General features: G+C 72.9%; 4 protein-coding genes. 2 read left to right on the top strand and 2 right to left on the bottom strand.

Features of this window, described 5'->3' with window-relative positions:
• Positions 1-31 precede the first annotated feature (31 nt).
• Positions 32-1753, top strand: a complete 1722-nt coding sequence (locus tag QP119_RS08465) for a long-chain-fatty-acid--CoA ligase (RefSeq protein WP_284775271.1) — start codon at positions 32-34, stop codon at positions 1751-1753.
• Between the two features lie 52 nt (positions 1754-1805).
• Here the strand turns inward: QP119_RS08465 and QP119_RS08460 are convergent, their stop codons facing one another.
• Entirely contained in the window at positions 1806-4049 is a 2244-nt protein-coding gene (locus tag QP119_RS08460; RefSeq protein ID WP_284775269.1) for an HNH endonuclease signature motif containing protein, read from the bottom strand.
• 830 nt (positions 4050-4879) lie between these two features.
• On the opposite strand from QP119_RS08460, the gene QP119_RS08455 reads away from it, so the two are divergent.
• The gene (locus QP119_RS08455) at positions 4880-14263 is read left to right on the top strand and encodes a fatty acid synthase subunit beta domain-containing protein (RefSeq protein WP_423777784.1); all 9384 of its coding nucleotides are present in this window, start codon (positions 4880-4882) and stop codon (positions 14261-14263) included.
• Here QP119_RS08455 and QP119_RS08450 read toward each other — a convergent pair.
• Entirely contained in the window at positions 14203-15324 is a 1122-nt protein-coding gene (locus QP119_RS08450) for a UDP-N-acetylmuramate dehydrogenase (protein WP_284775267.1), read from the bottom strand. The two genes, QP119_RS08455 and QP119_RS08450, sit on opposite strands and share 61 nt — an antisense overlap.
• Positions 15325-15360 lie beyond the last annotated feature (36 nt).

Below are 15360 nucleotides of genomic sequence, written 5' to 3'. Positions count from 1 at the left end.
CGGACAGGATCCCGGAAGGACCGCCCAGCACATGACCGAGACGACCGACAAAGACCGCATCTGGCTGCAGCACTACGGGGACTGGACCCCGCACCACCTCGACTACGGCGAGACCACGCTGCTCGACATCTACGACAACAACCTCGCCGTGAACCCCGGCAAGCCCGCCACCTGGTTCTTCGGCCGCTCGTTGACCGTCGCGGAGATCGACCGCCAGGTGCGCGCCGCGGCCGCCGGCCTGCGCGCCCTGGGCGTGCGCCCGGGCGACCGCGTGGCCGTCGCGCTGCCGAACTGCCCGCAGCACCTCGTCATTTTCTACGCCGTGCTCAAGCTGGGCGCGACCGTCGTCGAGCACAACCCGCTCTACACCACCCCCGAGCTGCGCGGGCCCTTCCAGGACCACGCCGCGCGCGTCGCCGTCGTCTGGGACAAGGCCGCGCCCGTCTTCGAGCGGCTGCGTGGGCAGTCCGAGCTGGAGACGATCGTCACGGTCAACATGATCGACGAGATGCCGAGGACCATGCAGCTGGCGCTGAAGCTGCCGCTGCCGATGCTGCGCAAGAAGCGCGACCAGCTGACCGCGCCGGCGCCGAACTCGCTGCCCTGGGCGATGCTGCTCTCGCCGCGACTGGGCGGCAACGGCGACGACGTCGAGACCCCCGAGGAGGTCACCCGCGACTCGGTGGCGCTGATCCTCTACACCTCGGGCACCACCGGCTCGCCGAAGGGCGCGCAGCTCAGCCACGGCAACATCTACGCCAACCTGCTGCAGGGCAAGTACTGGGTGCCGGGCCTCGGCGAGCAGCCGGAGCGCATGCTCGCCGCGCTGCCGGGTTTCCACGCCTACGGCATGACCATGAACTACGCGCTGATGATGCTCATCGGCGGCGAGCTCGTGCTGCTGCCGAGCCCGCAGATGGACCTGATCATGGACGTGTTCAAGAAGCATCCGCCGACGTGGATCCCGGGCGTGCCGACCCTCTACGAGAAGATCGTGGAGACCGCCCAGAAGAAGGGCGTGAAGATCGAGGGCGTGCGCAACTCCTTCTCGGGCGCGTCCACGCTGCCGGTCTCGACGGTCCGGCGCTGGGAGGAGATGACCGGCGGACTACTCGTCGAGGGCTACGGGCTGACGGAGACCTCCCCGATCGTGACCGGTAACCCGATGAGCGAGCACCGCCGCCCCGGCTACGTGGGCGTGCCGTTCCCGGACACCGACGTGCGCATCGCCGACCCGGAGAACCTGGACCGCACGATGCCCTACGGCGAGAAGGGCGAGCTGCTGGTCAAGGGCCCGCAGGTGTTCAAGGGCTACCTGAACAACCCGGAGGCCACGGAGAAGAGCTTCCACGACGGCTGGTACCGCACCGGTGACATCGCGGTGATGGAGGAGGACGGCTTCGTCCGCCTGGTGGCCCGCATCAAGGAGGTCATCATCACCGGCGGCTTCAACGTCTACCCGGCCGAGGTCGAGGAGGCGCTGCGCGAGCACCCGGCAATCGAGACCCTCGCCGTGGTGGGCGTGCCGCGTGGCGACGGCTCCGAGTCCGTCGTGGCGTGCGTGACCCTCAACGAGGGCGCGGCGCTGGATCCGGAGGGACTCAAGGAGTTCGCCCGTGAGCGTCTGACCCGCTACAAGGTGCCGCGCACCTTCTACCACTTCGAGGAGCTCGCCCGGGATCAGATGGGCAAGATCCGCCGCCGCGAGGTGCGCGAAGAGCTGCTCAAGATCCTGGAGAAGAACGAGAAGTAGCGAGCCCCGGTAGGCCTGCCCCGCAGGTCTCCGCCAGCCCTGCCCGCTCCGCTCACGCGGAGAAGAGGTAGGGCTGTTCGCCGTCTTCGGGGTCATCGTCTCGGCCGGCGCTGCCCGCGGCGTCGTCGCTGTAGTTGGCGTCGAAGGGCCCGTCGGGTTCCACCGCCCACTCGTCGTCTGCCTGCGCCCACGCCTCGCGGTCACGCTCGGCGCGCAGTTCGTCCAGCAGTTCCTCTTCCTCCCCCGACGGCTGGTCAGTGGGCCCCTCGTCCGACGGTTGGCCGGCGGCGTGCTCCCCCGACGATTGGCCGGCAGACCCCTCGGTCGGCGTACCCGGTGACGGGCCCACTGCTCCCGACTGACCGGGTGGCGCACCTGTCGTTTCGTCAGGTCGGCCGCCGGGTTCACCGCCGGTTCCATCGTCGGATCGGTCGCTCGACCGGTCGTCGGATTGCGTGCCCGCGTTGAGGGCACGGATGCGCGCCCCGGCCGAGAGTTGTGCCTGGGCCGTCTCGTTGTATTCGATCTCCGGGGAGCCGGGCCACTTCTGCCCGACCCGGCCGTCCGACCCGCGGGCCGCCCATCCCCTGGCGAGATTCGCGTTCCGACGGTCGTTGTTGTCCGTGTGGTGGGTGCGGCACCGCAGCGTCAGGTTCTCGATGTCGGTGCGCCCCGCGAGGAAGAACGCGATGATGTGGTGGACGTCGCACGCCTCGGCACGCTGGGTGCACCCCGGGAAGGAGCAGACCAGCTCGGTGGCCACCAGCGCAGCCTTCTGGATGAAGGTAGCCGAACGGTAGGCCCGGCCCGCGATCAACGGGTTTCCGTCCTTGTTGTGCAGCACCATGATGTCGTGGCGGGCAGCCTGCAGCTGCAGCACCGCGAACAGGTCGAGGTCTGCACGAGTGTTGGTCGGGTACGTCTTCAAGGGGCCTCCGGGTGAGCGCCCGGCACTCGCGGTGATGTCTGCGAGCGATCGGGTGTCGGTCGGAAGGTCGTGGACGGGGCCGGCAGGGCTTCTGCCCGGCGGCGCCGCCCCACCCGGAGCGGCAGCCGCGCCGCCGGAGCCGTCGTGGCCTCCGCCGGAGCCTCCGCCGCCGCCACCGGGGCTGCCCTCGGGACCGCCGCCAGGGCCGCCCTCGGGGCCGTCGACCCGGCCACCGTCGTCGGACCCCGCGTCCCGGCCGGCGCCACCGGCCGGCTCCTCCGGGGAGAGGTCGTCGAGGTCCGAGGCAGTGAAGGAGACCACCACGGAGGCCGCGCCGCGCTTCCTCGAGTCACACGAGGCCGCGTGCAGCAGCGCCTGGTGCAGGGCGTCGGCCCGGCGCTGGTCCAGCGTGCGCGCGTCATCCATCTCGACGCCCTCGGGGAAGTCGAAGCCGGGGCGACGCGCCGGCGACACCAGGCTCTCGATCAGCGCCAGCGTCTCCCCCGGCACATACCCGCCGATGCGGGCACCGCCGTGCGCGTCGGGCTTGCCGATCCAGAACTTGCGCAGACGCCGGGCCGCGAACGGGTCCCGTGCCAGCGCGTTCGCGCGACGCACCCGGTGGCGCACCCAGTCGCGGAGGTCCTCGACCCCGCGTCGATCCGCCTGCTCGAGAGCCTCGCGCAGCAGTTGGTCGTAACCGGGCCGGGCGGTCGGCAGGAGTTCCTCGAGCTCCGAGGCGATCACGGCCTTCTTCTCCGCGGCCACCCGCTTGCGGTACGCCTCCTTCCTGGCCTTCTCGCGTTCCTCGGCGGCGCGACGCCGCTCCGCCTCACGCCGCTCGGCCTGCAGCCGCTCCCACTCCTCCTGCCTCTTCCGCTGTTTCTCTTCCTCGCGGCGCTGCCGCTCACTCTGGGTGTCCGAGCCGTCCGATCCGTCGGACCCGTCCTGGCCGGCCTGCTGATCCTGCGCGCCCTGCTGATCCTGCTCATCCTGCGGCCGGCCGTCATCACCGCCCGAACCATCGCCGGCACCGTCGACCGAACCGGAGGGGACGTCCCTGGGCGGGCGCGGCTCACCGAAGGTCATCTCCGCGCGCCGGATGCGGTCGAAGGCCTCCTTGCGGGACAGGCCCAGACGGCGCACCAGGAACTGCTCGGCCTTGTTCGAGCCGACCATGTCGCCGGCGTGGTGCATCCCCGCCAGGTGGGCGACGACCTCGTCGACGAGCTCCTTGGAGCCCATCGCCTTCTCCAGGCGTTCGACCGCGGGAACGATCGCGGCGAAGTCCTCGGCGCTCATGTCCGGGGTCACCAGGTCCGGCAGCGCGACAAGGGCGTCGGCGGCAGCATCCAGCGCCGCGGCCACGGCTTCCGCACCCGAGGCGGAGTTCGCCTTCGAGCCCGGTCGCGTCGACGCAGAATCTTCGCCCCGAACATTCGAACTCCTGGACGTTTCCGCGACAGCTTCCCGGTCATTCATGGATACACACCCCCTCTCCCGGACCGAAAGAGTCTCCGATCAGCCACCACCCCGCCGAACCGCAGATCACTGCAGTAAAACGACTCAGAAGCCGATATTTCCTTGCCCCGGAGCCCCGTCACCGAACCGATGAAACGTCGTCCCCCGAGATTTTCCGTTCGCCCTTGAGCATACAGAACCATGAACACATTCGCAATCATGTTCGGTAAATTCCCGAACTTTTTCGAACCCGCAGGTCAGTGCACGGCGACCCCAAAGAGGACACCCGCCCCGACGACCCCGTCACCCGACGAGGCAGCACCCCACCCCACAACACCCCCTCGCCTCAACCGCCCCGACCCAAGAACGACCTTCCCCCACCCCAACCACTCCGACCTGCCACTCCGGCCCAAAAACGACCTCTCCTCCACTTCAACCACTCCGGCCTCAGAACCGCCCCACCTCAACCACTCCGACCCGAGAGCCACTCCGCCCAAAACCCTCGCCTCAAGCCCGAGACCCCCGCCTTAACCTACGCACACGTAACATTGCCTGAAGAAACATTTAGCACCGCCCACCACCGGAGACACTCTCAAACATGAGTGTTTCTTCACATTATCAGCCATCCTCGCTATAATGTTGCCTCGGCCAAAGAAACGTGCAGCCCAGCAGCCCGCCCAGACGGGCCGTCAGACCGCTGCGGCCGACCACTGACCGCCGATTCGCGAAGGATAAGCATGTCCCTCACCCCCCTTCTGTCCATGGAGCACCCGGCCCTGATCTTCGCCGGCCAGGGTTCCCCGTGGCAGCTGGCCGTCTCGACCACGGCCGCACAGCCCGGCGTCGCGCCGCGCCTGCAGGCCCTCATCGACCGCGTGCGCACCCGCACCGCGCCGCTGGCCCGCGAGATCGGCAGCACCGTGCCCGGCGTCTTCGAGCGCCTCACCGGACTGACCGGCCCGGACGCGACCGCCGCGGCACGCCCCGCCGACGCCCAGCCGGCCGTCTCCGTGCCGGGCATCGTGCTCGGCCAGATCGCCGCCGTCGAGCACCTCCGCGACCTCGGCCTGGACCTGACCGCCACCGAGTGCGCCGGTCACTCCCAGGGCGACCTCGGCGTCGCCGCCGTCCGCCACCCCGAGGCCGCGCTCGCCCTCGCCGTGCTCATGGGCACCGCGCTGTCGGCCCCCACCGCCTTCGACAACCGCTCCCGGATGCTGTCCGTGCGCGGGCTGCCGCTTGACGACGTCGCGTCGGCCGCCGATGCGGCCGACCGCACCGCCGTGGTGGCCGTCGTCAACGGCCCCACCCACCAGGTGCTCTCCGGCACCCCGGAGGACCTCGCGGCCGTGCGCCGCGCCCTCGAGGAGCTCGTCGCCGCGCACAACCGGCGCGTCGAGGAGCGCGAGACCGGCGGCGACCCGCTGGAGCCGCGCTTCGACGAGCTGCCTGTCGCCGCCGCCTTCCACAACCCGGTCAACGCGGAGGCCGCCGCCACCGCGATCGAGTGGGCCCGCCGTTGCGGCGTGGACGCCGACGTCGACGCCGCCGCGCTGGTCAACGAGATCTTCATCAATCACTTCGACTGGACCGCACGCGTCGCGGACCTGCGTGCCAAGGGCGTCACCCACGTCCTCAGCCTCGACACCGGCCTGGCCCGGATGACCGAGAACCTGCTGGCCGGCACCGGCGTGCCCGTCATCCCGGCCGGCTCCGCCGCCGAGCGCGACCGCCTGGCCACCCCGGGCACCGCTCTCCCGCAGGCCGAGACCTGGGAGGACTTCGTCCCGCGCCTGGTCCGCCTGCCCGACGGCGAAGTCAAGCTGCAGACCCGCTTCTCCAAGCTGACCGGCTACTCCCCCGTCATCCTCGCCGGCATGACGCCGACCACGGTGGACCCGGACATCGTCGCCGCGGCCGCCAACGCCGGCCACTGGGCCGAAATGGCCGGCGGCGGGCAGTTCTCGGAGGAGGTCTTCACCGCCAACAAGGACGCCCTGATCGCCCAGCTCGAGCCGGGCCGCGCCGCCCAGTTCAACTCCATGTACTTCGACCGATTCCTGTGGAACCTGCAGTTCGGCCAGCAGCGCATCGTCTCCCGAGCCCGCGCGGCCGGCGCCGCGATCAACGGCGTGACCGTCTCCGCCGGCATCCCGGAGCCGGAGGAGGCCCGCGAGCTGCTCGCCCAGCTGCACGCCGACGGCTACCCCTACGTCGCCTTCAAGCCGGGCACCTCGGTGCAGATCCGCGCCACCCTGGCCATCGCCGACGACAACCCGGACACCGCCATCATCATGCAGGTCGAGGACGGCCACGCCGGCGGCCACCACTCCTGGGTCAACCTCGACGACATGCTGCGCGCCACCTACGCGGAGATCCGCCGCCGCCCGAACGTCACCCTCGCCGTCGGCGGGGGCCTCGGCGACCCCGAGCGCGCCGCGGACTACCTGCTGGGCACCTGGTCGGCCGCCTACGGCCTGCCGGCCATGCCGGTCGACGCCGTGCTCGTGGGCACCGCTGCCATGACCGCCCGCGAGGCCAAGACCTCCCCGCAGGTCAAGGAGCTGCTGCGCCAGACCCCGGGCGTCGCGCCCGAGGAGAACGAGGGCTGGGTCGGCCGCCTGGCCTGCGCCGGCGGCGTGACCTCCGGCCAGTCCCACCTGCTGGCGGACATGCACGAGCTGGACAACGACTTCGCCGCCGCCTCCCGCCGCATCACCGAGCTGGACTCGGACTCCTACGCGGAGCACCGCGAGGAGCTCGTCGAGCTGCTGTCCAAGACCTCCAAGCCCTACTTCGGCGACGTCGACGAGATGACCTACGCCGAGTGGGTCGACCGCTTCGTCGACCTGGCCTTCCCGTGGATCGACCCGACCTGGCCGGACCGCTTCCTGGACCTGGTCCGCCGCGTCGAGGCCCGCCTCAACTCCGCCGACCACGGCGAGATCCCCACTCTCTTCCCGGACCTGGCCTCCGTCGAGGACGGCCCGGCCGCCGCCGCGCGCCTCAAGGAGGCCTACCCGGAGGCCGCCGAGACCGCCGTGGCCGCCCGCGACGCCGCCTGGTGGGTCGGACTGAACCGCAAGCACCACAAGCCTATGCCCTGGGTCACCGCCATCGATGGTGACCTCAAGCGCTGGTTCGGCCTGGACTCCCTGTGGCAGTCCCAGGACGAGCGCTACCCGGCCTCCGCCGTGCGCGCCATCCCCGGTCCGGTCTCCGTCGGCGCGATCACCACCGTCGACGAGCCCGTCGCCGCCATCCTGGACCGCTACGAGCAGGTCGCCGCCGGCCGCATCGACGCCGAGCCGGTCGCCCGCTTCGCCCGCCTCGAGGACGCCGCCGACGCCCGCGAGCTGATCACCGCCTCGCCGACGATCGTCTGGCACGGACACCTCATCGACAACCCGGCCCACGTCCTGGCCCCCGGCGCCTTCGAGCTCATCCCGGGCGACTCCGAGACCGAGTGGACCGTGCGCGTGCTCGCCGAGACCCGCTGGGACGACCTGCCCGAGCGCCCCTACGCCGTGCGCAACGTCGACATCCCGCTCGACCTCGGCCCGGCCGTGCACACCGGCGCCTCCCCCGTGGTCAGCGACGCCCGTCTGCCCGAGAGCGTCTTCGCCCTGCTCGCCGGCGTCGCCGGCGTGGGCTCCACCTCCGCCGCCGGCGACACCGTCGACGCCCTGCCGACCGTGGGTGCCACCACCGAGTCCGCCCCCTACGGCCTGGTCACCGACTCCTTCCACCTGCCGGAGCACCTGCTGCGCGCGCACAGCACCGTCACCGGCGCCCCGCTCGGCGTCGAGGCCGGCACCCCCGACGTGCTCGTCGGCCCCTGCTGGCCGGCCATCTACACCGCACTGGGCACCGGCCGGCTCGCCGACGGCTACCCCGTCATCGAGGGCCTGCTCAACGCCGTGCACTTCGACCACTCCGTCGAGCTGCGTCGCCCGCTCGCCGAGCTCGCCGCCCCGGGCGCCGGCCGCCGCCTGACCGTCGAGTCGCGTTGCACCTCCATCGACGAGTCCGCCTCCGGGCGCATCGTGCGCGTCGACCTCGACGTCTTCGCGGACGCCGGTGAAATTGACGACGTCGCGCACGCCGGCGTCGGCGCCGACGGCGCCGTGGGCGCGCCCACGGCGACCGACGGGACGTCGGCAAGCGGACGTGTGCTCGTGGCCACCCTGGTCGAGCGCTTCTGCATCCGCGGCCGCGCCGTCGGCCACGCCCAGCCGCCGGCCGCGCCGGAGTACGGCGACGCGCCGGCCGCCACGGGCATCCGCTCCGGGCAGCGCTCCTTCGTCGACCGCGCGACCGTGACCGCGCCGGGCAACATGACCGCCTTCGCGATGGTCTCCGGCGACTACAACCCGATCCACACCTCGGCGAACGCCGCCCGCCTGGTCGGCCTGGACGCGCCGCTGGTGCACGGCATGTGGCTCTCCGCGACCGCGCAGCACCTCGCCGGCCGCCACGGCCACGTCGAGGGCTGGACCTACAACATGTACGGCATGGTGCAGCTCAACGACGAGGTCGAGATCACCGTCGAGCGCGTCGGCCGCGCCGGGCTGCACGCCGCCCTCGAGGTCACGTGCCGTATCGGCGGCGACGTCATCTCGCGCGGGCAGGCGCTGCTCGCCGAGCCGAAGACCGCCTACGTCTACCCCGGTCAGGGCGTGCAGGCCACCGGCATGGGGGCGGCGGACCGCTCGGCCTCCGCCGCCGCCCGCGAGATCTGGCGCCGCGCCGACCGCCACACGCGCACCGCGCTGGGCTTCTCCATCCGGCACATCGTCGACGACAACCCGACCGAGCTGACCGTGCGCGGGCGGACCTTCCGCCACCCCGCCGGCGTGCTCAACCTGACCCAGTTCACCCAGGTCGCGCTGGCCGTCGTCGCCTACGCGGAGACCGAGCGCCTGCGCGACGAGGACGCCGTGGCCGACAGCCCGGGCGTGATGTACGCCGGGCACTCCCTCGGCGAGTACACGGCCCTGGCCAGCCTCAGCGACATCTTCGAACTCGAGGGCGTCATCGACATCGTCTACTCGCGCGGCTCCGCGATGGGCTCACTCGTCCCGCGCGACGAGACCGGCCGCTCGAACTACGGCCTGGCCGCCCTGCGCCCGAACATGATCGGCGTGGGCCCGGACGAGGTCCAGGGCTACGTCGACCGGATCGCCGAGCAGACCGGCGAGTTCCTCGAGATCGTCAACTACAACATCCCCGGCCAGCAGTACTCCGTGGCCGGCACCGTCGCCGGGCTCGACGCCCTGGCCGCGGCCGCCAACGCCGTCAACCCGCGCGCCCTGGTGCGCATCCCGGGCATCGACGTGCCGTTCCACTCCACCGTGCTGCGCCCGGGCGTGGCCGCCTTCGCCGAGAAGCTCGACGAGCTGCTGCCCACCGAGATCAACCTCAAGGCGCTGGTCGGCCGCTACGTGCCGAACCTCGTCGCCCGCCCCTTCGAGCTGACCGACGACTTCCTCGACGCCGTGCGCGCCGTCGCCCCGTCCGAGCGCCTCGCCGGGGTCACCGCGGACTCGCTGAGCCCGAACGACCTCGCCCGCGTGCTGCTCATCGAGCTGCTGAGCTGGCAGTTCGCCTCCCCGGTGCGCTGGATCGAGACCCAGGAGCTGCTGCTGGACTCCGTCGACCAGATCGTCGAGGTCGGCCTCGCCGCCTCCCCGACGCTGGCGAACATGGCCAAGCGCACCATGGACGTCCTCGGCCGCCACGTGCCCGTCTTCAACGTCGAGCGCGACCACGACGCCGTGACGCTTTCCGACGTCGCGTCCGCCCCCGTGGCGGCCGCTGACGTGACGGCCGCTGACGCGGCCGCCACCGGCCCAGAGGACGCACCCGAGGCGCCCTCCGAGTCCGAGACCGTCCCCGCCCCGGCCGCCGAGGCCTCGCCCACCCCGGCCGCGGTCGCCGAGGTCGGTTCGGCCGCCCCGACCGCCCCGACCGCCCCGGCCGCCGGCGGTTCCGCCGCCGACGCGCCCGAGCTGCCCTTCGACGCGGCCGACGCGATCATGGTGCTCTTCGCGTTCCAGAACAAGATCCGCCTCGACCAGATCAACGACTCCGACACCGTCGAGGAGCTGACCAACGGTGTCAGCTCGCGCCGCAACCAGCTGCTCATGGACATGTCCGGTGAGCTGGGCGTGCCCGCCATCGACGGCGCGGCCGACGCGGACGTCGCCACGCTGCGCGAGCGCGTGCGCACCGCCGCACCGGGCTACCACCCCTTCGGCTCCGTCCTCGGCGAGGCCGTCGACTCCCGCCTGCGCACCCTGACCGGTGCGGCCGGCCTGAAGCCCGCCGCGATCGGCGAGGCCGTCACCGGCTCCTGGGGCCTGCCCGAGAGCTGGGTCGGCCACGTCGAGGCCGAGATCCTGCTCGGCTCCCGCGAGGGCGAGTCCGTCCGCGGCGGCGAGCTGACCACCGTGCCCACCTCCGCCTCCACCAAGCAGGAGGTCACCGCGCTTGTCGACGCCGCGGTGGCCGCCGTCGCCGCCCGCGCCGGCGTCTCCGTCTCCCGCGCCGCCGCCGGCGGCCAGGGCGGCGGGGCCGTGGTCGACTCGGCCGCGCTCGACGCCTTCGCCGAGACCGTCACCGGTGCGGAGGGCGTGCTCGCGACCGCCGCCCGCGGCGTGCTCGAGCAGCTGGGTCTCAACACCGACGCCGACGAGGCCGCCGCCGCGCTCGCGGCCGCCGGGGAGGGCGCCGCCGAGGCGGCCACGCTGGCCGCCACCGTCGAGGCCGAGCTCGGCACCGACTGGCTGCGCCTGGTCACCCCGACCTTCGACGGCAACCGCGCCGTCCTCTTCGACGACCGCTGGGCCTCCGCCCGCGAGGAGCTCGCCCGCATCGCCCTCGGTGACGACGGCTTCGCCGCCGCCACCGGGAACAAGGACGCCGCCACCGACAACAAGAATGCCGCCGGCAGCGACGGCTCCGCCGCCGCTGCCCAGGACACTGACGAGGAGCAGATCCTCGCCCGCTTCGCCGGCACCGGCGCCACCGTCGCCGCCCAGGCCAACTGGTGGGCCGACAACGGCGGCGAGAACCCCGCCCTGCTGCGCCGCATCGCAGAGTCCGCGGCCCGGCCGGCCGCCGAGCAGCGCTTCGCCGACCAGATCGCCCTGGTCACCGGCGCGGCCCCCGGCTCCATCGCCGCCGACGTCGTCGCCCGCCTGCTGGGCGAGGGCGCCACGGTGATCATGACCTCCTCGCGGGTGCCCCAGGCCCGCAAGGAGTTCGCCCGCACCCTCTACGCCCGTCACGCCGTCAACGGCGCGGCCCTGTGGCTGGTGCCCGCCAACCTCTCCAGCTACCGCGACGTCGACGCCCTGATCGACTGGATCGGCACCGAGCAGGTGGAGACCCAGGGCAACCAGGCCACCGTGATCAAGCCGGCCCTGGTGCCCACCCTGGCTTACCCCTTCGCCGCCCCGTCGGTCTCCGGCTCCCTGGCCGAGGCCGGCCCGGCCGCCGAGAACCAGGCCCGCCTGCTGCTGTGGTCCGTCGAGCGCACCATCGCCGGGCTCTCGCTCCTGGCCCAGGACGCCGTGGACACCCGCTGCCACGTCGTGCTGCCCGGCTCCCCGAACCGCGGTATGTTCGGCGGCGACGGCGCCTACGGCGAGGTCAAGGCCGCCCTCGACGCGATCTGCGCCAAGTGGTCCGCCGAGGCCGGCTGGCCCGAGGGCGTCACGCTGGCCCAGGCCCGCATCGGCTGGGTCGCCGGCACCAACCTCATGGGCGGCAACGACGTCCTGGTGCCCGCCGCCCGCGCCCACGGCATCCACGTCTGGAGCCCCGAGGAGATCTCCACCGAGCTCGTCGGGCTGGCCGACGCCGAGACCCGGAGGAAGGCGGCCTCCGCCCCGGTCATCGCCGACCTCACCGGCGGCCTCGGCTCCGCCGCCATCTCCATCACCGAGCTGGCCGCGGAAGCCGCGGCGTCCGCTGACGCGAACGCCGCCAACCAGGCTGACACCGCAACGGACGCAGCGACGGCGACCGCGACGTCCGCTGGCGCGAACGCCGCCGGAGACAAGGAGCCCAGCATCACCGCGCTGCCGAACTCCCCGCGGCCCGTCCAGCCGAACGGCGAGGGCGTGCAGCTGGGCGAGGTCACCCAGGACCTCGACGACATGGTCCTCATGGTCGGCCTCGGCGAGGTCTCCTCGTGGGGCTCCGGGCGCACCCGCACCGAGGCCGAGTACGGCATCCACCGCGACGGCTCCGTCGAGCTCACCGCCGCCGGCGTGCTCGAGCTGGCCTGGATGACCGGCCTGGTCCACTGGGCCGAGGACCCGACGCCGGGCTGGTACGACGCCGAGGGCACCGCCGTGCCCGAGGAGGAGATCTACGAGCGCTACCGCGACGAGGTCGTCGCCCGCTCCGGCATCCGCGCGCTCAGCGACAAGTTCTTCCTCAAGGACGGCGGCTCCGTGGACGTCGCCGAGGTCTTCCTCGACCGCGACATCACCTTCACGGTGCCCACCCGCGCCGAGGCCGAGGACATCGCCGCGGCCGACCCCGCCAAGACCTCCGTGCGCGAGGCCGACGGCGAGTGGGAGGTCACCCGCCACAAGGGCGCGACCGCCCGCGTGCCGCGCCGCGCGACCCTCTCGCGCAGCGTCGCCGGCCAGATGCCGGACGACTTCGACCCGGCGCGCTGGGGCGTGCCCGCCTCCATGATCGACGCCGCGGACCGCATCACCGTGTGGAACCTGGTCACCGCCGTCGACGCGTTCATCTCCTCCGGGTTCTCCCCGGCCGAGCTGCTGCGCGCCGTGCACCCGACCGACGTCGCGTCCACCCAGGGCACCGGCATCGGCGGCATGGAGAGCCTGCACAAGGTGTTCGTCTCCCGCTTCCTCGGCGAGGACCGGCCCAGCGACATCCTGCAGGAGGCGCTGCCCAACATCGTGGCCGCACACGTCATGCAGGACTACGTCGGCGGCTACGGCGCGATGATCCACCCGGTCGCCGCCTGCGCCACCGCGGCCGTCTCCGTCGAGGAGGGCGTGGACAAGATCCGCCTGCACAAGGCCGACGTGGTCGTCGCCGGTGGCATCGACGACGTCCAGGTCGAGTCCCTGCAGGGCTTCGGCGACATGAACGCCACCGCCGAAACCGCGAAGATGACGGCCAAGGGCATCGACCCGCGGTTCATCTCCCGGCCGAACGACCGGCGCCGCGGCGGCTTCCTCGAGGCCGAGGGCGGCGGCACCGTGCTGCTGGCCCGCGGCTCCGTGGCCGCCGAGCTGGGCCTGCCGGTGCTGGCCGTGGTCGGCTACGCCGCCAGCCACGCCGACGGCGCGCACACCTCGATCCCCGCGCCCGGCCTGGGTGCGCTCGGCGCCGCGCGCGGCGGGGAGAACTCGACGCTGGCGCGCTCCCTGCGCGAGCTCGGCCTGACCCCGGACGACGTGCGCGTGGTCTCCAAGCACGACACCTCGACCAACGCGAACGACCCGAACGAGTCCGAGCTGCACGCCCTGATGTGGCGCACCGTCGGCCGCGACGAGGGCAACCCGCTGTTCGTGGTCTCGCAGAAGTCGCTGACCGGCCACGCCAAGGGCGGCGCCGCGCTGTTCCAGATGGGCGAGCTCGTCGAGATCCTGCGTTCCGGGCGCCTGCCGCAGAACGCCTCGCTCGACTGCGTCGACCCGGAGATCGGCACCAAGGGCGGCCCGCTGGTCTGGCTGCGCGCCCCGCTCGACCTGGGTGCCGGCGCGGTGAAGGCCGGCGTGCTGACCTCGCTGGGCTTCGGCCACGTCGCCGCGGTCGTGGTGCTCGCGCACCCGGCCGTCTTCGAGGCGGCGCTGCGCACCGCCCGCGGCGAGCAGGCCGCGCGCGACTGGCGGAAGCGGGCCACCGCGCGCCTGCGCGCCGGCGTGCACCGCCTGGAGGCCGGCATGATCGGCCGTGCCACGCTCTACGAGGCGCCGGACGCCCGCCGCCTGCCGGAGCAGGCCGGCCACGAGGCCGAGATCGCCCTGCTGCTCGACGCCGACACCCGCCTGGGTGCCGACGGGGTCTACCCGTCGAGCTCGACGCCGACCCAGACCGGCTCGGGGACCAGCGTGACCCCGAAGTAGTCGCGCACCCCGTCGCGGATCTCGCGGGCCAGGCCCACCAGATCCGCGGTGCGCGCCCCGCCCCGGTTCGTCAACGCCAGCGTGTGTCTGGTGGACACGCGGACCGGGGCGTCGGCGTCCGGGTAGCCGCGCGGGTACCCGGCGCGCTCGATCAGCCACGCCGCCGAGAGCTTCACCCCGCCGGGCGCGGGGTAGCGCGGCATGCCGTCGGCCTCCGCGTCGCCGTAGGTGGCGCGCACGATGTCGCACACCGCGTCGGCGGTCTCCGCGTCGACGACGGGGTTGGTGAAGAAGGATCCGGCCGACCACGTGTCGTGGTCGTCGGCGTCGAGGACCATGCCCTTGCCGCGGCGCAGCTTCAGCACCTCCTCGCGCACCTGCGCGGCCGGGAAGCGCTCGTCGGCGCGCTCCGCGCCGAGCGCCCGGGCCAGCGCGCCGAAGCGCAGCGGGGCGGAGAGCCCGTCGCAGGCCAGCTGCAGCTCGATCTCGAGCACGACGGCGCGGCCCGAGTACTTCAGGTTCGACCAGCGGTAGGCCAGCTCCAGCGAGGCCGCCGGCACCCACTCGTCGACGCGGCGGGCGCGGTCCCACAGGCGCACCCGGGTCAGCCGGTCGCCGACCTCCGCGCCGTAGGCGCCCACGTTCTGCACCGGGGTCGCCCCGGCCGAGCCCGGGATGCCGGAGAGGCACTCGATGCCGCCCAGGCCCGCGGTCACGGAGGTGGCCACCACCTCGTCCCACACGGCGCCGGCCTGCGCGCGCACCAGGCCGGTCGCGGCGTCCACGGCGACCTCGTCGCACTCGAGAACGACGACGTAGAGGTCGAGCTCGCCGTCGGCGACGACGAGGTTGGAGCCGCCGCCCACGACGAGCACATGCGCTCCGGCGGCGTCGAGTTGCCCCACGGCGGCGCAGACGGCCTCCGGGCTCGCGCACCGCACGGTGGCGGCCGGGCGCCCGCCGAGGCGCAGGGTGGTCAGGTCGGCCAGGCGCGTCCCGGTGTCGACGCGCACCGCGTCGATCTCCCCGAGCCGGCGGATGAGCTCGTTGTCTGGTGTCACGGGTTCAGCACACACGCCTTTAACGGTAGTCTGAAG

Source organism: Corynebacterium frankenforstense (genome assembly GCF_030211955.1).
GTDB lineage: Bacteria > Actinomycetota > Actinomycetes > Mycobacteriales > Mycobacteriaceae > Corynebacterium > Corynebacterium frankenforstense_A.
This window is presented reverse-complemented; position numbering and strand designations above follow the sequence as displayed.